16 protein-coding genes are annotated in these 18592 nt (G+C 62.8%); 7 read left to right on the forward strand and 9 right to left on the reverse strand.

The window, feature by feature from the left end:
- The first annotated feature begins 24 nt into the window (after nucleotides 1-24).
- Genes K3752_RS11715 through K3752_RS11725 form a run of 3 tightly spaced genes read left to right on the forward strand, consistent with a single transcriptional unit; the run spans nucleotide 25 to nucleotide 4110 of the window.
- Entirely contained in the window at nucleotides 25-663 is a 639-nt protein-coding gene (locus tag K3752_RS11715) for a glutathione S-transferase family protein (protein ID WP_260063324.1), read from the forward strand.
- A 10-nt stretch (nucleotides 664-673) separates the two neighbouring features.
- Nucleotides 674-1885, forward strand: a complete 1212-nt coding sequence (locus K3752_RS11720; RefSeq protein WP_170337662.1) for an acetyl-CoA C-acetyltransferase — start codon at nucleotides 674-676, stop codon at nucleotides 1883-1885.
- A 23-nt stretch (nucleotides 1886-1908) separates the two neighbouring features.
- Nucleotides 1909-4110, forward strand: coding sequence for a 3-hydroxyacyl-CoA dehydrogenase NAD-binding domain-containing protein (locus K3752_RS11725; RefSeq protein ID WP_260063325.1), 2202 nt, complete (start codon nucleotides 1909-1911; stop codon nucleotides 4108-4110).
- 55 nt (nucleotides 4111-4165) lie between these two features.
- On the opposite strand, the gene K3752_RS11730 is transcribed toward K3752_RS11725, so the two are convergent.
- The 3 genes from K3752_RS11730 to K3752_RS11740 form a co-directional block, all read right to left on the reverse strand.
- A complete protein-coding gene (locus K3752_RS11730; protein ID WP_260063326.1) occupies nucleotides 4166-4930 on the reverse strand; it encodes a Hint domain-containing protein in 765 nt (254 codons plus the stop codon).
- 186 nt (nucleotides 4931-5116) lie between these two features.
- Nucleotides 5117-5764: a sulfotransferase family 2 domain-containing protein gene (locus K3752_RS11735; protein WP_170358384.1), complete on the reverse strand. Its 648-nt coding sequence runs from the start codon at nucleotides 5762-5764 to the stop codon at nucleotides 5117-5119.
- Complete coding sequence (locus K3752_RS11740; RefSeq protein ID WP_260063327.1) at nucleotides 5761-6696, reverse strand: DMT family transporter; 936 nt, start codon at nucleotides 6694-6696, stop codon at nucleotides 5761-5763. Before K3752_RS11740 ends, K3752_RS11735 begins: the two co-directional genes overlap by 4 nt.
- Before the next feature lie 145 nt (nucleotides 6697-6841).
- Between K3752_RS11740 and K3752_RS11745 the strand changes: the two genes are divergently transcribed.
- Entirely contained in the window at nucleotides 6842-7855 is a 1014-nt protein-coding gene (locus tag K3752_RS11745) for a hypothetical protein (protein WP_260063328.1), read from the forward strand.
- A 6-nt stretch (nucleotides 7856-7861) separates the two neighbouring features.
- Here the strand turns inward: K3752_RS11745 and upp are convergent, their stop codons facing one another.
- The 6 genes from upp to K3752_RS11775 all read right to left on the reverse strand — a co-directional run bounded on the left by upp (nucleotide 7862) and on the right by K3752_RS11775 (nucleotide 13576).
- Nucleotides 7862-8494, reverse strand: coding sequence for a uracil phosphoribosyltransferase (gene upp, locus K3752_RS11750; RefSeq protein ID WP_093962638.1), 633 nt, complete (start codon nucleotides 8492-8494; stop codon nucleotides 7862-7864).
- The gene (locus K3752_RS11755) at nucleotides 8491-9477 is read right to left on the reverse strand and encodes an adenosine deaminase (protein ID WP_222456964.1); all 987 of its coding nucleotides are present in this window, start codon (nucleotides 9475-9477) and stop codon (nucleotides 8491-8493) included. Before K3752_RS11755 ends, upp begins: the two co-directional genes overlap by 4 nt.
- Entirely contained in the window at nucleotides 9474-10685 is a 1212-nt protein-coding gene (locus K3752_RS11760; protein ID WP_170522876.1) for a phosphopentomutase, read from the reverse strand. Before K3752_RS11760 ends, K3752_RS11755 begins: the two co-directional genes overlap by 4 nt.
- Nucleotides 10682-11989 (reverse strand): thymidine phosphorylase, encoded by a 1308-nt coding sequence (locus tag K3752_RS11765; protein WP_260063329.1) that lies wholly within the window; start codon nucleotides 11987-11989, stop codon nucleotides 10682-10684. The genes K3752_RS11760 and K3752_RS11765 overlap by 4 nt, the downstream gene beginning before the upstream one ends.
- Nucleotides 11990-12000: 11 nt before the next feature.
- Nucleotides 12001-12384: a cytidine deaminase gene (locus K3752_RS11770; protein WP_170338105.1), complete on the reverse strand. Its 384-nt coding sequence runs from the start codon at nucleotides 12382-12384 to the stop codon at nucleotides 12001-12003.
- A 106-nt stretch (nucleotides 12385-12490) separates the two neighbouring features.
- Nucleotides 12491-13576, reverse strand: a complete 1086-nt coding sequence (locus K3752_RS11775; protein ID WP_260063330.1) for a cupin domain-containing protein — start codon at nucleotides 13574-13576, stop codon at nucleotides 12491-12493.
- Between the two features lie 143 nt (nucleotides 13577-13719).
- Here K3752_RS11775 and K3752_RS11780 point away from each other — a divergent pair, with 143 nt between their 5' ends.
- From K3752_RS11780 to prpE, 3 genes are all read left to right on the forward strand, one after another.
- Nucleotides 13720-15993 (forward strand): NADP-dependent malic enzyme, encoded by a 2274-nt coding sequence (locus K3752_RS11780; protein ID WP_260063331.1) that lies wholly within the window; start codon nucleotides 13720-13722, stop codon nucleotides 15991-15993.
- A 46-nt stretch (nucleotides 15994-16039) separates the two neighbouring features.
- On the forward strand, nucleotides 16040-16429 hold the full coding sequence (locus tag K3752_RS11785) for a GFA family protein (protein WP_170401975.1): 390 nt from the start codon (nucleotides 16040-16042) through the stop codon (nucleotides 16427-16429).
- A gap of 228 nt (nucleotides 16430-16657) precedes the next feature.
- Nucleotides 16658-18547 (forward strand): propionate-CoA ligase PrpE, encoded by a 1890-nt coding sequence (gene prpE, locus K3752_RS11790; protein ID WP_260063332.1) that lies wholly within the window; start codon nucleotides 16658-16660, stop codon nucleotides 18545-18547.
- Nucleotides 18548-18592 lie beyond the last annotated feature (45 nt).

Consider the following 18592-nt stretch of genomic DNA (forward strand, 5'->3'; position numbering starts at 1 on the left):
AACCGCCTTGGGAGGGGTGAGTGCATGACGATAAAACTGCATTGCTTCGGAGAAAGCGGAAACTCGTACAAGGCCGCCCTTGCGCTCGAGATGTCGGGGCTGGAATGGGAGCCGGTCTTTGTCGATTTCTTCAACGGCCAGACCCGAACCCCCGAATACCGCGCCGAAGTCAACGAAATGGGCGAAGCGCCGGTGTTGATCGACGGAGATTTCCGGACCAGCCAATCGGGCGCGATTCAGGCCTATGTCACCGAAAAGTCAGGTAAATTCGGCGGAAATACTCGGGAAGAAAATTATGACATCCTGCGCTGGGTGCTGTGGGACAACCACAAGTTCAGCTCGATGGCTGGCATGACCCGGTTCCTGATCAACTTTCTGCCCGAAGAGCACCGCAACCCGGATGTGATCGCCTTCAACCAGGGCCGCCTGAAGGCCGCCAATCAGGTGCTGAACGCGCATCTTGAGGGCCGCGACTGGATCGTCGGCGACAGCGTGACCAACGCCGATCTCAGCTGCTGCGGCTACCTGTATTACCCCGAACCCTTCGGCTTTGACCGCGCCGAATGGCCCCATATCGACGCCTGGCTGACCCGCCTGTCCGAGCAGCCTGGATGGAAACACCCCTATGACCTGATGCCCGGCAATCCGTCGGATCGAGCTTGAGGAGAGAAGTATGACCGAAGCTTACATTTATGATGCCCTGCGCACCCCGCGCGGCAAGGGCCGCAAGGACGGCAGCCTGCACGAGGTGACCTCGGTGCGCCTGTCGGCGGTGGCCCTGAACGCCATCAAGGAACGCAACAACCTGGAAGGCCACGCCGTCGAGGACGTGATCTGGGGCAACGTGACCCAGGTGATGGAACAGGGCGGCTGCCTGGCGCGGTCCGCGGTTCTGGCCTCGGACTTGGATGAATCGATCCCCGGCCTGGCCATCAACCGGTTCTGCGCATCCGGTATGGAGGCCGTGAACCTGGCCGCCAACCAGGTCAAAGGCGGCGCGGGCGAGGCCTATATCGCCGGTGGCGTCGAGATGATGGGCCGCGTGCCCATGGGCAGCGACGGCGCCGCCATCGCGGTCGACCCGTCGCTGGCGATGGAGACCTATTTCGTCCCGCAAGGCATCTCGGCCGACATCATCGCCACCGAATACGGTTTCAGCCGCGACGATGCCGACGCGCTGGCCGTCGAGTCTCAGAAACGCGCGGCCAAGGCGTGGGAAGAGAACCGCTTTGCCAAGTCGGTGATCTCCGTGAAGGACCGCAACGGCCTGACCATTCTGGACCGCGACGAATACATGCGCCCCGGCACCGACATGCAGAGCCTCGGCGCGCTGAACCCGTCCTTCCAGATGATGGGCGAGCAGATGCCCGGTTTCGACAAGGTGGCGATGCTGAAATACCCGCACCTGGAAAAGATCAACCACATCCACCACGCCGGCAACAGCTCGGGCATCGTGGATGGCGCGGCGGCCGTTCTGATCGGCAACAAGGAATTCGGCGAGAAATACGGCCTGAAGCCGCGCGCCCGCATCAAGGCCACCGCCAAGATCGGGACCGATCCGACCATCATGCTGACTGGCCCGGTTCCGGTGACCGAAAAGATCCTGGCCGAAACCGGCATGAAGATCAGCGATCTGGACCTGTTCGAGGTCAACGAGGCCTTCGCCTCGGTCGTGCTGCGGTTCCAGCAGGCGTTTGACGTCGATCCGGCGCTGGTCAACGTCAATGGTGGTTCGATCGCCATGGGCCACCCGCTGGGCGCCACCGGCGCGATCATCATCGGCACCCTGTTGGACGAGCTGGAGCGCCAGGACAAGGAAACCGGTCTGGCCACCTTGTGCATCGCATCCGGCATGGGCGCGGCAACCATCATCGAACGTGTGTAACGGCGGGGTTCAGGAGAAGAAAAATGGCTGATTTTACACTGACCAAAGACGCCGACGGCGTTGGCATCATCACCTGGGACGTCCCCGGCAAGACCATGAACGTGATGTCGTTCGACGGCCTGTCCGAACTGAACGACTGCATTGATCAGGCCCTGGCCGATAACGAGATCAAGGGCATCGTGATCACCAGCGGCAAGGAAGGATCCTTTGCCGGCGGCATGGACCTGAATCTGCTGGCGGTCATGAAGGAACAGGCGGGCGACGACCCGGCCAAGGGCCTTTTCGAAGGCACGATGAAAATGCACGCTCTGCTTCGCAAGATCGAGCTGGCCGGCATGGACCCCAAGACCAAGAAAGGTGGCAAACCGATCGCGGCCGCCCTGCCCGGCACCGCCGCCGGCATCGGCATGGAGCTGCCGCTGGCGACCCATCGCATTTTTGCCGCCGAGAACCCCAAGGCCAAATACGGCCTGCCGGAAATCATGGTCGGCATCTTCCCCGGCGCGGGCGGCACCACCCGGATGGTCCGCAAGGTGGGCGCCATCGCGGCGGCTCCGCTGCTGCTGGAAGGCAAGATGCTGGACGTGAAAAAGGCCAAGGGCGCAGGCTACATCGACGAGATCGCAGCCGATCCGCTGGCCGCAGCCAAGGAATGGGTGCTGAACGCCAAGGATGCCGATCTGGTCAAGCCGTGGGATGCCAAGGGCTACAAGATGCCCGGCGGTGCGCCCTATCACCCGGCGGGCTTCATGAACTTCGTGGGTGCCTCGGCCATGGTAAACGGCAAGACCCAAGGCGCCTTCCCGGCGGCCAAGGCCCTGCTGAGCGCGGTCTATGAGGGCGCACTGGTCGATTTCGACACCGCGCTGAAGATCGAGGCGCGCTGGTTCACCTCGGTGCTGATGAACCCGTCCTCGGGCGCGATGATCCGTTCGCTGTTCCTGAACAAGGAAGCGCTGGAAAAAGGCGCCGTTCGTCCGAAGGCTATTCCGGATCAGTCGGTCAAGAAGATCGGCGTTCTGGGTGCCGGCATGATGGGCGCGGGCATCGCGCTGGTCTCGGCGCAGGCCGGTATGGAGGTCGTGCTGATCGACCGCGATCAAGCCGCTGCCGACAAAGGCAAGGCCTATACCGAAGCCTATCTGGACAAGGGCATGAAGCGTGGCAAGGTCACGGCCGAGAAGAAAGAGGCCATGCTGGCCCGCATCACTGCCACGCCGGACCTCGAAAAGCTGGCGGGCTGCGATCTGATCATCGAAGCCGTGTTCGAAGATCCCAAGGTCAAGGCCGAGATGACCCAGAAGGTCGAGGCGATCATCCCCGAGGACTGCATCTTTGCCTCGAACACCTCGACCCTGCCGATCACCGAACTGGCCAAGGCCAGCAAGCGGCCCGATCAGTTCATCGGCATCCACTTCTTCTCGCCGGTCGAGAAGATGTTCCTGGTCGAGATCATCAAGGGCAAGGAAACTGGCGACCGGGCCGTGGCCAAGGCGCTGGACTATGTCCGCCAGATCCGCAAGACGCCGATCGTGGTCAATGACGCGCGGTTCTTCTACTGCAACCGCTGCATCATCCCCTACATCAACGAAGGCGCGCGGATGATCACCGAAGGCGTCAGCCCGGTTCTGGTCGATAACGCCGCCCGTCAACTGGGCTTCCCGGTGGGTCCGGTTCAGCTGACCGACGAAACTTCGATCGACCTGGGCGCCAAGATCGCGCGGGCGACCAAGGCGGCAATGGGCGACGCCTACCCGGAAAGCCCGGCGGACGATCTGATCTTCTGGATGGAAGAACAGGGTCGCTTGGGCCGCAAGTCCAAGGCCGGGTTCTTCGATTATGACGAAAATGGCAAGCGCATCGGCTACTGGAAAGGTCTGCAGGACAAATATCCGCTGGCCGAGCAGCAGCCCGACCTGATCGAGGTGCAGGAACGCCTGATGTTCGCACAGGTTCTTGAAGCCGTGCGCGCGCTTGAAGAAGGTGTTCTGGAAGACATCCGCGAAGGCGATGTCGGCGCCATCCTGGCCTGGGGCTTTGCGCCCTGGTCAGGTGGTCCGTTCAGCTGGCTTGATATCATCGGTGCGCCCTACGCGGCCGAGCGTTGTGACCAGTTGTCGGAGAAGTACGGTGACCGCTTCGCCTGCCCGCCGCTACTGCGCGAGATGGCCGAAAAAGGTCAGACCTTCTACGGCCGCTTCGACCCCGAAGCCAAAGCTGCCTGAACAAGTGATGCTGGCGCATGATCCCATGCGCCAGCATCTTTCTTAAGATGTTTGGTCAGGTCTGCCATTCAGGCCGCAGAAACAAGGCCGGCACGTTGGGCCGCCCCGGACGTCCCGGACGCCGCACCCCCGATGGGGGACGGATCGGAAAGATCGGTTCCTGCGGGATGGGTGCAGGCAGTGCACCCAACGGGTTTGCAAGGGCCGACAGTTCGCCGGCCTCTGCGATAGATGTAACGAGGCTCCGCGCCTCGGATTCTTCCAGCACCGCGTAGGATCGTCGGGACGGGCCAGACAGCGAACGGATGCGGCACGAGGAACAGAAGGCTTGAAAGCCACCCTCGATAAAGACCACTTCGTCCTGCTCAAAAAACAGCGATGTGACCTGGAATTCCTCTGCCGGTGTCCGAGAGGAAAAGCTGAAGTGCCCGCTCAGCAGACGCGCCGGAATGATCGCCAGCCCCTCGTCGATGCTGCCATCAGAAGACAAGGCTACGGCCATTCCCTGCTCGGGCATCAGCCAGACCGCGCGACCGTTATATGCCGCGCGGGACGGCACGCGCACGGGCAAAAAGTCAGGTCGAACCTCGCCAGCCGGTACGGCTATTCTGTCGTGGGACACGCGTTTCACTTCCTGGAACCCGTTGTCCATCGTTCTGACCAGATCCCCGGCGACCAATGCCTCGGCCAGTTTCCAGCCACTGGTGGTGGCAACCTTCGTCCCATGCAGCAATCCGCCACGCCTGACCGAAACGGCGTCACCCGGTACGGTCTGGATATTATTTTCGGAAAACCCCGAAACACTCACTACTTCCAACACGTGCCGACCCCCTTTTGGCACTTTCAAACTATCCCATTGTGCTAGCACGAAGTTTTCGGGAGTGACTTAGTTTTGCCATATTTAGGGCCAATTTGGGCCTTTTTCGCCCCATTAGTCGCGTTTTTTTATAAACAAAAGCCTGTATTTGTCAGCGTTTCGCGCAATTCGGGAAATAATCGACCAGCCTTATTCGAACCGATATTCGAATCTCTCTATGTCTTCGCGACAGGCGTCAAACACAGCCTTTTTTGCCTGGACCGAGTAGTAGTTGGCGTATTCCGCCCCCCGGGCTGACCGGTTTTCATGCGGAAGGTCCAGACGAAACCCCAGATGATCGAACAGTGGGGCCGCATCCCGCTGAAAGCTTTCGATCCGAATGTATGCGCGACAAAGATCGGTTCCGGTGGCGTCTCTGACATAGGATGGGAACGGGTTTTCCCGAAAGGACTGCTGGATTTTAGGGTGCAGAACAAAGGCCTCAAAGTCCAGCCGCCCGGCCAGATGGACTGCTGGATGATCAAAGGACTGATCCCTCAGCCAGTAGTAATAGCTGACCATCCGGTCCCACGGGTTGCGGATCAGCGTGAACACGAACATCTCTTGCATCTGCTGGTCGGGCAAAAGCCCCCGCAAATCGGTCAGACGGGAGTGTTTCCACAGCCTTCCCGCCGTCTTCAGTGACCTGTTGCGTTTGTTTCTGCGCTGCGCCTTGGGGGTGTCGCCCACCAGGATATCGTCCTTCATGGCCCGCTGCTCGAGCGCCAGCGCCAGCGATGTTCCCCCGGTCTTGGGAATATGTATGAAGATGTAGGTCCGCCCTGTTGATAGAATCATTGCGCCGGTTCCCGTTGGGGAACCACGCTCGCCCGCCACGCCAGCACTGCGCCGGCCGCGGCGATCAGGGCGATGCCCGCAATCTGCAGCGGCCCGATCCCCTGCCCCATCACCACCCAGGCAAAAACCGGCCCGAAGATCATGACCGAATACTCGAACACCGCGACATATGACGGCTCGCCCAGTTGGTAGGCCTTGATCAGCATGAATACCGCAGCCGTGGACCCAACCGCCTGCAATGCGACCCACGGCAGAGCGGCCTCCATCGGCCAGACCCAGCCCCGGGCCACAAAACCGGCCGGGCCGTCAGACCCGACCACCGGCAAAATCGAAAACACGGCGAGGCCAAGAGCGCCGGCCAGCCCAAGCGTGACAATCATCGCGGCCAGCAAGGCGACGGTGCTTTCGTTTGCACAATGCGTTCGGGTCAGAATCGCACTGAGCGCATAGAAAAAGCCGCCAGCCACCGGCAATAGGCTGGTCGCATCAAAGGCATTGGGGTCAGGCTGCAATACACAGAGGATTCCGACAAACCCGATAAGCACAGCCAGGACCCGCCAGGGGCCGATCTTCTGGTCCAGCAACAGCGCGGAAATCAACAGAACGAAGATCGGTGATGTGAACAGCCCCGCAAGGGCCTGAGCAATTGGCATCAAAGCCAGTGAGCTGAAATAGAACAACATCGCCAGGGTGATCAGAACACTGCGCAGCAGGACCGCCCAAAACCTCTGAGGTCGCAGCCCTCCAAACCCCAAAAACGACAGTCCAACTATAAGAGGCAGCATCATCACGGCCCGGCTAAGGTGGAATTGCCACAGACCGATCGTTTCGGCCAGCCGAATGACGAAATTGTCCACGACGCCGATGATTGCCATGGCCGAGACCATCAGAACCGATGCAAGAACCGGCGAAGAAGGATGTGCTGTCTGCATGTGGCCTTGGCCTCCGGGCCCTTTGGCCGAAACTACGCGTCCCGGTTATCGAGCACATTTCCAAATCACCACGCAACAGGTTTGCGCGGATTAATCTCTCCGTGTTAGAAATCGACAAAAGAAAAAACGAGCAGACCTCATCGAAATGACGGCACTGAAACAATACCAGCGGATCGAAGCTACCGGTCTGTGGCGCCCGTCGCCCGACGAGCAGCGGCGCGAAGTGGTTGTTTCGATCGGCGAGGCGACGTTGACCATCACCGATTTCAACGATCGCGCACTGACACACTGGTCGCTTGCCGCACTTGAAAGGCAGAACCCGGGCAAGTTCCCCGCAATATTCAATCCAGACGGCGACCCGGATGAGACACTGGAGCTGGAGCAGTCCGAAACCACCATGATCGAGGCAATCGACCGCTTGCAACGCGCCATCGAACGGGCGCGCCCGCATCCCGGGCGGTTGCGGTGGGCCAGTGTCGGCGGCGTGGTTGCCGCTGTCGCGGCGGTCTTGCTGTTCTGGCTGCCCGGCGCCCTGCAAAGCCATGTCGAAAAGGTCGTGCCCGAGATCAAACGGCAGGACATCGGGAACACGATTCTGCAACGGATTGAACGGGTCTCGGGCCGGGCCTGCGCCTCGGCGGACGCGCAGCCGGCGCTGCAGAGGCTGGCCCAGAGAACAGGCGTGCGACGGATCGTTGTGTTGCCGGCCGGGGTGCGGGAAAGCCTGTCACTTCCCGGAGGGATCGTGCTACTGAACCGAGCGCTGGTTGAAGACAGTGAAGATCCCGCAGTTGCCGCCGGTTACGTGATAGCTGAACGCACGCGGGCCAGGCTGCATGATCCGTTGGACGATCTCCTGGACAAAACTGGGCCCACTGCAGCGTTTCGCCTGCTGACTACGGGCGAACTAACACCCCAGATCGTGGACACGTATACCGAACAGGTTCTGGCCGAACCCCGCCCCGCAGTTCCGGAAGACGACCTGCTGGCGGCGTTTGCGTCCGCCAATTTGCCCTCAACCCCATATGCCTATGCGGTTGACATCACCGGCGAAACGGTTCTGCCCCTGATCGAGGCCGACCCGATGGCGGGTCAGCCTTTGGATCAGGTTATGCCCGACCGGGACTGGGTACGGCTGCAGAACATCTGCAGCGACTAGGCGCGCCTATTTGGTGCCGAACATCCGGTCTCCGGCATCGCCCAGACCGGGCATGATGTAACCCTTGGAATTCAGCTCGCGGTCCAGTGCGGCAGTAACGATCTTGACGTCGGGATGCGCTTCTTTCATGCGGGCCACGCCTTCGGGGGCGGCCAGCAGGCACAGGAACCGGATGTCGGTGGCACCGGCCTGTTTCAGAAGGTCGATCGCAGCGGCCGAGCTGTTGCCGGTGGCCAGCATCGGGTCAACCGCAATCACTAGCCGATCTTTAAGGCCTTCGGGGGCCTTGAAGTAGTATTGCACCGGCTGTAGCGTTTCTTCATCGCGATACAGCCCCACAAATCCGACCCGCGCCGAGGGCACCAGTTCCAGAACGCCGTCAAGCATCCCGTTGCCCGCACGCAGGATCGACACCAGCGCCAGTTTCTTGCCCGCCAGGATCGGCGCGTCCATCTCCTCCATCGGAGTTTCGATATGGCGCGTGGTCAGGGGCATCTCGCGCGTGACTTCATAGGCCAGCAGCAGCGTGATCTCGCGCAGCAATTGACGGAACGAGGCGGTCGAGGTGCCCTTGTCCCGCATGAGCGTCAGTTTGTGCTGAACCAGCGGGTGGTCGACGACGGTCAGATGTTCGCTCATGTGTTCTCCAGTCTTTTCCTGACCCTTGCGCGGGTCTCTTCATCGCAGAATGCGGCGTTCAGGGCGGTGTCGTTCAGCGCGGCGAAATCCTTGGCGTCCCAGCCGAAGGCCTGGGCCAGCATGTCATATTCGCGGCGCATGGTGGTATGAAAAAACGGCGGGTCATCGGTGGAAACCGTGACCTTCACGCCCGCCTCGCGCAGCCGCGCGATCGGGTGGGCTGCGAAATCCGGGTACAGACCCAGCACAACGTTCGAGCCCGGGCAGACCTCGAGCGTGATGCCCCGGTCGGCCAGTTCATGTACCAGATCTGGGTCTTCGATGGCCCTAACCCCATGGCCCACACGTTCGACCCCCAGCGCGCGCACCGCATCGCGCACGCTTTCGGGGCCGCCGAATTCGCCGGCATGGGTGGTCAGGCGCAATCCGGCCTCGCGCGCGCAGTCGAAAGCCCATTTGAAATCGGCCTGCTGGCCCATGGCCTCGTTCCCGCCCATACCGAACCCGGTGATCCAGTCACCGGCGGTTTCGGCGGCGCAGCGCGCGCTGCGCTTGGCCTTGTCGGGTCCGAAATGGCGCACGCAGGTCACCACGCCGCGCAGGGTGATGTCGAACTTGTGCTCGGCCTCGTCAGCGGCGTCCTGAATGGCGGCCAGATAGTCGCGCCAGGCATACAGATCGCCCCCGCCGCAGAAATCGGGGCTGAGGAAGGTTTCGGAATAGACCACCCCGTTCGCAGCACTTTCTTCCAGGATCGCCAGCGTCAGGCGGCGGAAATCCTCGGGGGTTTTTAACACCTCGCAGGCGGCTTCGTAGACGCTGAGGAAATGCGCGAAATCGCGGAAGTCATAGCTGCCGTCGGGCTTGAAGATGCCGCTCAGGTCAACCTTCTTTTCATGCGCCAGCTGGCGGATGAAGGCGGGCGGGGCCGCGCCTTCGTGATGCAGGTGCAGTTCGATCTTGGGCAGGTCTGCGAGGGTCATAGAAAGGTCCTTCCCGGCCCTTGCGCCGGAATATTCAAGTGATGGGCGATGCTGGCGGCCACGTCGGCGAAATTGACCTGCCCGATCTGCCCGGCCCCCAGACCGGCGATCAGCACCGGCACCTGCTCGCGGGTGTGGTCGGTGCCGATCCAGCTTGGGTCGTTGCCGTGATCGGCAGTCAGAAGAAACAGGTCGCCCGGGCGCAGCCGGGGCAGGATACGCCCGATCTCGGCGTCGAACCATTCCAGTGCGCGGGCATAGCCAGAGATGTCGCGCCGGTGGCCGTACTGGCTGTCAAACTCGACGAAATTTGCGAATGTCAGGCTGCCGTCCTCGGCGCTGTCGACAAGGCGCGAGAGGTGACCCATCAGATCGGCGTCCGAGCCCTTTTCCAGCGTGTCGATCCCCTGCATCGAGAAGATGTCGCCGATCTTGCCCACGCCATGCACCTTGCGTCCGGCATCCTGCGCCCAGTTGGTCAGCACCGGCGCGGGCGGCGTGATGGCGAAATCCTTGCGGTTGGTGGTGCGGACAAACCCCTGTTCGGGCGATCCCACGAAGGGGCGCGCGATCACCCGGCCCACCTTCATCTCGTGCAGCATGGGGGCCAGGGTCCGGCACATCTGGTACAGACGCTCCAGCCCGAACGTCTCCTCGTGCGCGGCAATCTGGAACACGCTGTCGGCCGAGGTATAGCAGATCGGCCAACCCGTGCGCATATGTTCAGCGCCCAGTTCGGCAATGATCGTGGTGCCCGAGGCATGGCAATTGCCCAAAATGCCCTCGGTAGCTGCGGCTTGTGCAGCGGCGCGGGTCACATCATCAGGGAACGCGGGGACCGTGTCGGGGAAATAGTGCCAGTCCCATGGCACCGGCAGCCCGGCCAGTTCCCAATGACCCGAAGGCGTGTCCTTGCCCGGCGAATGTTCGCGCGCGCACCCCCACAGGCCGGTCGGGTCGGCCTCCAACCCCGGCACATCCGCGCCCGACGCCAGCCGCACCGCCGCCCCCAGCCCCAGCGCATCGAGGTTGGGTAGGCGCAACGGCCCGGACCGGCCATCCTCGGCCCGCCCTTCGGCGCAGGCCTGCGCGATATGGGCCACCGTGTTCGCGCCCGTGTCCGGCACGTCGCCGTTGAAGAACCGGTTAGCATCCGGCGCACCGCCGATACCCACCGAATCCATCACCACAAGGAACGCGCGGCTCATGCGAGGATCCTTTCTTGTACCAGCTCCGGCACCGGAACGGGCGCCGGGCCGAGGGTCATTGCGGCACGCACGGCTTGCGCGGCCCGCTGCGCGGCGTCCTCGCGCGCGGCATGGACCACGGCCAGCGGCGTCCCGGCCGAGACCTTGTCGCCCAGCCGCACCAGCCCCGACAGGCCCACCGCCGGGTCGATCGCGTCGCTTTCCACCTGCCGGCCACCGCCCAGCGCCACGACAGCAAGGCCCAGAGCCTCGCCGTCCATCGCGGTGACATAGCCTTCGTCTTGGGCCGTGACCTCAAGAATCACGCTGGCCTCGGGCAGATAGCGCGCCCAGTCATCAACCAGCCCCAGCGGCCCGCCTACCGCGGCCATCATCCGTCCGAACCGTTCGGCCGCACGGCCATCGCGGATCACCTCGGCGATCATGTCCCGCCCGGCCCGCGCGTCGCCGACCATACCTGCGTCAGACAGCAGAACACCGCCCAGTTCGGCCGAAATCTCGGCCAGGGGCGAGGGCTGCCCATCGGTCAGAACCTTCATCACTTCAGCGATTTCCAGGGCGTTGCCCAAGGCGGGCGCCAGCGGTTGATTCATGTCGGTGATCAGGGCCGAGGTCCGGCACCCGGCCGTATTGGCCGTTTCGGTCAGGGCCTGCGCCAGCTTGCGCGCCTCGTCCAGCGTTTTCATGAAGGCCCCACTGCCCACCTTGACGTCCAGCACCAGCGCATCCGGGCTGGCCGCCAGTTTCTTGGACAGGATCGAGGCCGTGATCAGGTCGAGGCTTTCGACCGTGGCGGTCACGTCGCGGATGGCATAGAGCCGTTTGTCCGCCGGAGCGATCTGTGCCGTCGCGCCAACGATAGCGGCGCCGGTCTCGGCCAGGATCTGGGCCAGCCGGTCCTGGCTGATCTGGGTCGACACGCCCGGGATCGCCTCGAGCTTGTCGAGCGTCCCGCCGGTATGGCCCAGGCCGCGCCCCGAGATCATCGGCACATAGGCCCCGCATTCCGCCAGCGCCGGGGCCAGCACAAGGCTGACGCAATCCCCCACCCCGCCGGTCGAATGCTTGTCGATCACCGGGCCGTCCAGATCCCAGGTCAGAACCTCACCGCTGTCGCGCATGGCCAGCGTCAGCGCCGCGCGGCCCTCGGGACCAAGCCCGCCCATGCAGACGGCCATGGCAAAGGCTCCGGCCTGGGCGTCGCTGACGCTGCCATCGGCCAGACCTTGGGCGAACCACGCCAGTTCGCCGGAATCCGGCACCTCGCGGCGGCGCAGTTTCGCGATAATCGAACGGGCGTCCATGGGCGCGGCCCTTACATGAACGAGGCGTCGAAGGCGCCGGGCAGCAGCTCGCCGATGGTCGTGCGGGTCTCAATCCCGTCCACCGTCGCCATGGTGACCACCACGTCCTTGTCTCCGAACTCGGCCAGTTTCTGCCGGCACCCGCCGCAGGGCGGCACCGGTTGCGGGCTGGAGGCCACCACATAGACCTCGGCCAGCTTGTTTTCTCCGGCGGCGACCATCGCGGCGATCGCACCGGCCTCGGCGCAGGTGCCCTCGGGATAGGCCACGTTTTCCACGTTGCAGCCCGCGAAGACTTCGCCCGACGGGGTGCGGACCGCGGCGCCCACCTTGAAATTCGAATAGGGCGCATAGGCGTTTTCACGCACCTTGAGGGCTGCTTCTTTCAACGACATGGCGATTCCCCGATTTTTGATCATCTGGTCAGAATGCCATACCCTACTGGAAATCGGCGGGGGAATTGAAGCCCCCTCGGCGCGGGAATCTCGGCGCACCCGCGCGTTAGCCCAGATCGGTCTTGAAATACCCCGGCAGCGTGACCTCGAGCAGTTCGACATCCTCGCTGGGGTCGGCCAGCCGCGTTCGCATTCCGGGTGGGATGACGAAGGCATCGCCCTGCTCCAGCCGATACGGATCACGGCCTTCACCTTCCAGGGTGACGGCCCCGTTCATCACGAAGGTGAAGTGGATATCGGCATCATGGCTGGCCCAGACCGGGTCGCCCTGCCCCCGGCGCACCACCTGTACGCCAGCCACGCCCTTTGTGTTTTCGGAAATCGTCGTATCGCGGCATTGATAGCCCGGCAGGCGGAACGGCTGCCACTCTGCCCCTTCGGCCCGGTTGTAGACGAACCGCTGGCCCTGCCATTCCCTCTCGGGGCGGTAATGCGGCGTAGGCAACTGCATTTGGTGGTCGATCTCGGTGACATGCTCGGCCGGAACGCCGATTTCGATCACCTGCACGTTGTCCGACGCTTCCAGCACGCGGTGACGGATCTCGGGCGGCTGGATGAAACAGTCGCCAGCGGTCAGGCGCATCTTGTCGCCCTGATCCTCATAGACCACATCGACCCAACCGTGGATGCAGAAGATCAGCTGGAACCCGACCTTGTGGAAATGAACCATGTCCGGGACCGGGCCGCCGTCGGGAATGCGGATATGGCTGGCGATGATCGACCCGCCCAGTCGGTCCGGCACCAGGTCACGATAGTGCATGCCCGCGCGCCCGATGATCCAGGGCGCCTGATCCTTGAGCCTGCGGACGACGAAGGAATGAACCGTCTCGGGCATCACCATGGGCGGGTTGCGCTCTTCGATCTCGATGCGGGTGCCGTTGGGGGCGACCAGGCTGCGCTGACCGCCGGCAAACCCGTCCGGATCATCGGTGAGGATGCGCAAGGTGCCCGGCGCCTCGGGCGCGTCCTTTTCCACCCGCAGGCGCAGGCCGTGCCCCGAAAACACCGCGACCCGCGGGTCATCCGCCGGATAGATCATGTCCATCCGCATGCCCAGAACCTTGGTGTAGAACGGAATGTCGTCGCGCAGTTCTTGGGTCGGAATGCGGAATTCGGCTATGGTGTCGGTCATGCTGGTCTCCTCTGCGCGGGACTGTGAGCGGCCGCTGGGGGATTTGCAAGTCGGGGTCGGATCCGCCGTCATGCGATTTCGAGGTTTCCCCTGCGTAAGAAATAGTTTAGCACTAAACTAAATTCCAAACGGGAAGTTTTGACATGTCCGACACACCCAGCCTGCGCCAGGCCGCACTTGATTACCACGCGCATCCGAAGCCTGGGAAACTGGAGATCAAGGCGACCAAACCCATGGCCAACGGGCGCGACCTTGCGCGCGCCTATTCGCCCGGCGTGGCCGAGGCGAGCCTTGAGATCAAGGCCGACCCAGCGACCGCCGAGACGTATACCGCGCGTGGCAATCTGGTGGCGGTGGTTTCGAATGGCACCGCGGTGCTGGGGCTGGGCAATATCGGCGCGCTGGCCTCCAAGCCGGTGATGGAGGGTAAGGCCGTCCTGTTCAAGAAATTCGCCGGCATCGACTGTTTCGACATCGAGGTAAACGAACCCGACCCCGAAAAGCTGGCCGATATCGTCTGCGCGCTTGAGCCAACCTTCGGCGCGATCAACCTCGAGGACATCAAAGCGCCCGATTGCTTTGTCGTCGAGAAACTGTGCCGCGAGCGGATGAACATCCCCGTGTTCCACGACGACCAGCACGGCACCGCCATCGTGGTGGGGGCCGCTGCGCGCAACGCGCTGCACGTGGCCGGCAAGCAGTTCGAGGACATCAAGGTCGTGTCCACCGGCGGCGGTGCGGCAGGGATCGCCTGCCTGAACATGCTGGTCAAACTGGGCGTCAAGCGCGAGAACATCTGGCTGTGCGACATTCACGGGCTGGTCTATGAGGGTCGCGTCGAAGACATGAACCCGCACAAGGACCAATTCGCCCAGAAAACCGACCTGCGCACGCTGGATCAGGTGATCGACGGGGCCGACCTGTTTCTGGGCCTCAGCGGGCCGAACGTTCTCAAGCCCGAGATGGTCGCGCGCATGGCCAAACAGCCGATCATCTTTGCTCTTGCGAACCCGACCCCGGAGATCCTGCCCGACGCCGCGCGCGAAGTCGCCCCCGATGCCATCATCGCCACCGGGCGCAGCGACTTCCCGAACCAGGTGAACAACGTCCTTTGTTTCCCGTTCATCTTCCGCGGTGCGCTGGACGTGGGTGCGACCGAGATCAACGATGCCATGCAGATCGCCTGCGTTGAAGGCATCGCCGAAATGGCCCGCGCCACCACCAGCGCCGAGGCCGCAGCCGCCTACAAGGGCGAACAGCTGACCTTCGGCCCAGACTACCTGATCCCCAAGCCGTTCGACCCGCGACTGGTGGGTGTGGTGTCCTCGGCCGTGGCCCGCGCCGCGATGGAAAGCGGCGTGGCCAGGCGCCCCATCGAGGACATCGAAGCCTACAAGGAAAAGCTGAACCAGACGGTCTTCAAGTCCGCCCTACTGATGCGCCCCGTCTTCGAGGCCGCCGCCGCTGCCTCGCGCCGCATCGTCTTTGCCGAAGGCGAAGACGAACGCGTGCTGCGCGCCGCTCAGGCGATTCTTGAGGAAACCACCGAAACCCCGATCCTGATCGGCCGTCCCGAGGTGATCGAGGCACGCTGCGAACGACTGGGCCTGTCGGTCCGCCCCGGGCAGGACTTCCAGATCGTAAACCCGGAAAACGACCCGCGCTATTATGACTATTGGAACTCGTACCACCAAATCATGCAGCGTCGGGGGGTAACGCCCGATCTGGCCAAGGCGATCATGCGGACCAATTCCACCGCGATTGGCGCAATCATGGTGCACAGGGGTGAAGCCGACAGCATGATCTGTGGCACCTTTGGCGAGTATCGGTGGCACCTGAACTATGTCGAGCAGGTGCTGAATGACGGCGACCTGCGCCCCCATGGTGCATTGTCCCTCATGATCCTTGAAGACGGCCCGCTGTTCATCGCCGACACTCATGTCCGGCAATTGCCCAGCCCGGAAGAACTGGCTGAGATCACCGTGGGCGCCGCGCGCCATGTCCGGCGTTTCGGGCTGGCGCCAAAGATCGCGTTCTGCTCGCAATCGCAGTTCGGCAATCAGGCCGAGGGGTCCGGCAAACGCCTGCGCGAAGCGATTGCGATTTTGGACAGCAAGCCCCGCGACTTCATCTATGAAGGCGAAATGAACCTCGACGTGGCCCTGGACCCCGAACTGCGCGAGCGGATTTTCCCCAATTCACGCCTCGAGGGGGCCGCCAACGTTCTGATCTTTGCCCATGCGGACGCGGCCAGCGGTGTGCGCAACATTCTGAAGATGAAGGCCGACGGTATCGAGGTCGGTCCCATCCTGATGGGCATGGGCAACAAGGCGCATATCGTGACACCTTCGATCACCGCGCGCGGGCTGCTGAACATGGCGGCAATTGCTGGAACGCCCGTCGCGCATTACGGTTGACCACGGCGGCCCGACCGGTCTGGCCGCCCTGCCGAGGGAGGTCATCATGAAAGGTCACTGCCACTGCGGCGCCGTGCGATGGGCCAGCGATGCCGAGATCGCCTGGAGCTGCTACTGTCATTGCGTGGATTGCCGTCGCAATTGCGCCGCCCCAGTCACGGCGTTCATCGGGCTGCCGCACGGCTCGGTGGCATGGTCAGGGGATCCGCCACGCGTGTACAACTCGTCTGAGGATGTTGAACGTCTGTTCTGCGGGACCTGCGGCACGCCGATGGCATATCGCAATGCCCGCGACCGGGTGAACATTCATCTCTACACCGCCACGTTGGACAACCCCGAGGATGCCGCGCCCCGGTTTCACGTTTATCACGCCGAGCATCTGCACTGGCTGAACATCGAGGACAGCCTGCCCCGATATGCCGGAACGGCGACCTGATCCGAATCTGACGAAGCCGCGTTTGCACCAGACGCTTCGCAGATTTGCAAGTTCTGCAATAATTTCCTGCTCAGGCGCGAAAACAAGGATCATTTGCAAAACTTTGCAAGACAAATGGGGCAGTTCTGCAAATATTTCGCGATAAACTGACGCGCCGTCACGCGCACCGCTTGCCCGGGTGAACCCAGCCGCCTAACACAAAGATGACAGTTTTCGGGAGGAGGACCCATGGCGTACCAGGACGTGTATGACAGCTGGAAAAATGACCCAGAGGCTTTCTGGATGGAAGCCGCCAAAGGCATCGACTGGATCCGACCACCATCGAAAGCACTGTTTGACGACAACGCTCCTCTGTACGAATGGTTCTGCGATGCCAAGGTGAACACCTGCTGGAACGCCGTGGACCGCCATGTGGAAAACGGCCGGGGCGAGCAGACGGCCATCATCTATGACAGCCCGATCACCCACACCAAGCGCGAGATCTCCTACATGGAGCTGCGCAATCGCGTGGCCACCCTGGCCGGCGCGCTGCGGGCCAAGGGGATCGAAAAGGGCGACCGCGTCATCATCTACATGCCGATGATCCCCGAGGCGCTCGAGGCGATGCTGGCCTGCGCGCGACTGGGTGCGGTGCATTCGGTGGTCTTTGGCGGGTTTGCCAGCAACGAACTGGCGGTGCGGATCGACGACGCCAAACCCAAGGCGATCATCGCGGCGTCCTGCGGGCTGGAGCCCGGTCGTGTGGTACATTACAAGCCACTGCTGGACGGCGCCATCGACATGGCCAGCCACAAGCCCGAGTTCTGCGTGATCTTCCAGCGCGAACAGGAAGTGGCCAAGCTGATCGAAGGGCGCGACTTCAACTGGCACGGCTTCCAATACGGTGTCGAGCCGGCCGAGTGTGTGTCGGTCGCAGGCAATGATCCCGCCTACATCCTTTACACCTCGGGCACCACGGGGGCGCCCAAAGGCGTCGTGCGGCCCACGGCGGGGCACCTTGTGGCGCTGAACTGGACGATGAAGAACATCTACAACGTCGATCCCGGCGATGTGTTCTGGGCGGCCTCGGACGTGGGCTGGGTCGTGGGCCACTCCTACATCTGCTATGGCCCGCTGATCCACGGCAACACCACCATCGTGTTCGAGGGCAAGCCCGTCGGCACACCCGATGCCGGTACCTTCTGGCGGGTGATTTCCGAGCACAAGGTCAAAAGCTTTTTTACCGCCCCAACGGCGATCCGCGCGGTCAAGCGCGAGGACCCCAAGGGCGAGATGCTGGCGAAATACGACCTGTCCTGCCTCAAGGCCCTGTTCCTGGCCGGTGAACGCGCCGACCCGGACACGATCACTTGGGCACAGGACGCGCTGAAGGTTCCGGTCGTCGACCACTGGTGGCAGACCGAAACCGGCTGGACCATCGCTGGAAACCCGCTGGGGATCGAGGAACTGCCAATCAAGCTGGGCTCGCCCGCCAAGCCGATGCCCGGATATGACGTGCAGATCCTGGACGAAGGCGGTCACCCGATGAAACCGGGCGAACTGGGCGCGATCGCGGTCAAGCTGCCACTGCCCCCGGGCACGCTGCCGACCCTGTGGAATGCCGAGGAGCGTTTCAAGAAATCCTATCTCGAGCATTTCCCGGGCTATTATGAAACCGGCGATGCAGGCATGATCGACGAGGACGGGTACCTCTACATCATGGCCCGCACCGATGACGTGATCAACGTCGCCGGCCACCGCCTGTCCACCGGCGCGATGGAGGAGGTTCTGGCCGCCCATCCCGATGTGGCCGAATGCGCAGTCATCGGTGTATCGGACCAGTTGAAGGGTCAGGCCCCGGTTGGCTTCCTGTGCCTGAACGCGGGTTGCAATCGTGACCATGCCGAGATCGCGAAAGAGGTCGTGCAGATGGTGCGCGACAAAATCGGGCCCGTAGCAGCATTCAAGCTGGCCGTCGTAGTGGATCGTCTGCCAAAGACACGGTCCGGCAAGATCCTGCGTGGAACGATGGTGTCGATCGCCGATGGCAAGAAATACAAAATGCCAGCCACGATCGACGATCCGGCCATTCTGGACGAGATCACCGAAGCCCTGAAATCAATCGGTTACGCCCAGTAACCGGGCATCGGGCGGCCCTGGGCCGCCCGCCCTGCCCTGCAGGGT

This window comes from Ruegeria sp. B32, from assembly GCF_025141855.1.
Lineage (GTDB): Bacteria > Pseudomonadota > Alphaproteobacteria > Rhodobacterales > Rhodobacteraceae > Ruegeria > Ruegeria arenilitoris.

What these genes read in the sequence shown, in the direction of transcription:
- K3752_RS11775 (WP_260063330.1), bottom strand. Translation starts at nt 13,576, where the DNA reads ATGACCGACACCATAGCCGAATTCCGCATTCCGACCCAAGAACTGCGC.
- K3752_RS11760 (WP_170522876.1), bottom strand. Translation starts at nt 10,685, where the DNA reads ATGAGCCGCGCGTTCCTTGTGGTGATGGATTCGGTGGGTATCGGCGGT.
- upp (WP_093962638.1), bottom strand. Translation starts at nt 8,494, where the DNA reads ATGAGCGAACATCTGACCGTCGTCGACCACCCGCTGGTTCAGCACAAA.
- K3752_RS11735 (WP_170358384.1), bottom strand. Translation starts at nt 5,764, where the DNA reads ATGATTCTATCAACAGGGCGGACCTACATCTTCATACATATTCCCAAG.
- K3752_RS11765 (WP_260063329.1), bottom strand. Translation starts at nt 11,989, where the DNA reads ATGGACGCCCGTTCGATTATCGCGAAACTGCGCCGCCGCGAGGTGCCG.
- K3752_RS11715 (WP_260063324.1), top strand. Translation starts at nt 25, where the DNA reads ATGACGATAAAACTGCATTGCTTCGGAGAAAGCGGAAACTCGTACAAG.
- K3752_RS11785 (WP_170401975.1), top strand. Translation starts at nt 16,040, where the DNA reads ATGAAAGGTCACTGCCACTGCGGCGCCGTGCGATGGGCCAGCGATGCC.
- K3752_RS11745 (WP_260063328.1), top strand. Translation starts at nt 6,842, where the DNA reads ATGACGGCACTGAAACAATACCAGCGGATCGAAGCTACCGGTCTGTGG.
- K3752_RS11720 (WP_170337662.1), top strand. Translation starts at nt 674, where the DNA reads ATGACCGAAGCTTACATTTATGATGCCCTGCGCACCCCGCGCGGCAAG.
- K3752_RS11740 (WP_260063327.1), bottom strand. Translation starts at nt 6,696, where the DNA reads ATGCAGACAGCACATCCTTCTTCGCCGGTTCTTGCATCGGTTCTGATG.
- prpE (WP_260063332.1), top strand. Translation starts at nt 16,658, where the DNA reads ATGGCGTACCAGGACGTGTATGACAGCTGGAAAAATGACCCAGAGGCT.
- K3752_RS11725 (WP_260063325.1), top strand. Translation starts at nt 1,909, where the DNA reads ATGGCTGATTTTACACTGACCAAAGACGCCGACGGCGTTGGCATCATC.
- K3752_RS11755 (WP_222456964.1), bottom strand. Translation starts at nt 9,477, where the DNA reads ATGACCCTCGCAGACCTGCCCAAGATCGAACTGCACCTGCATCACGAA.
- K3752_RS11780 (WP_260063331.1), top strand. Translation starts at nt 13,720, where the DNA reads ATGTCCGACACACCCAGCCTGCGCCAGGCCGCACTTGATTACCACGCG.
- K3752_RS11770 (WP_170338105.1), bottom strand. Translation starts at nt 12,384, where the DNA reads ATGTCGTTGAAAGAAGCAGCCCTCAAGGTGCGTGAAAACGCCTATGCG.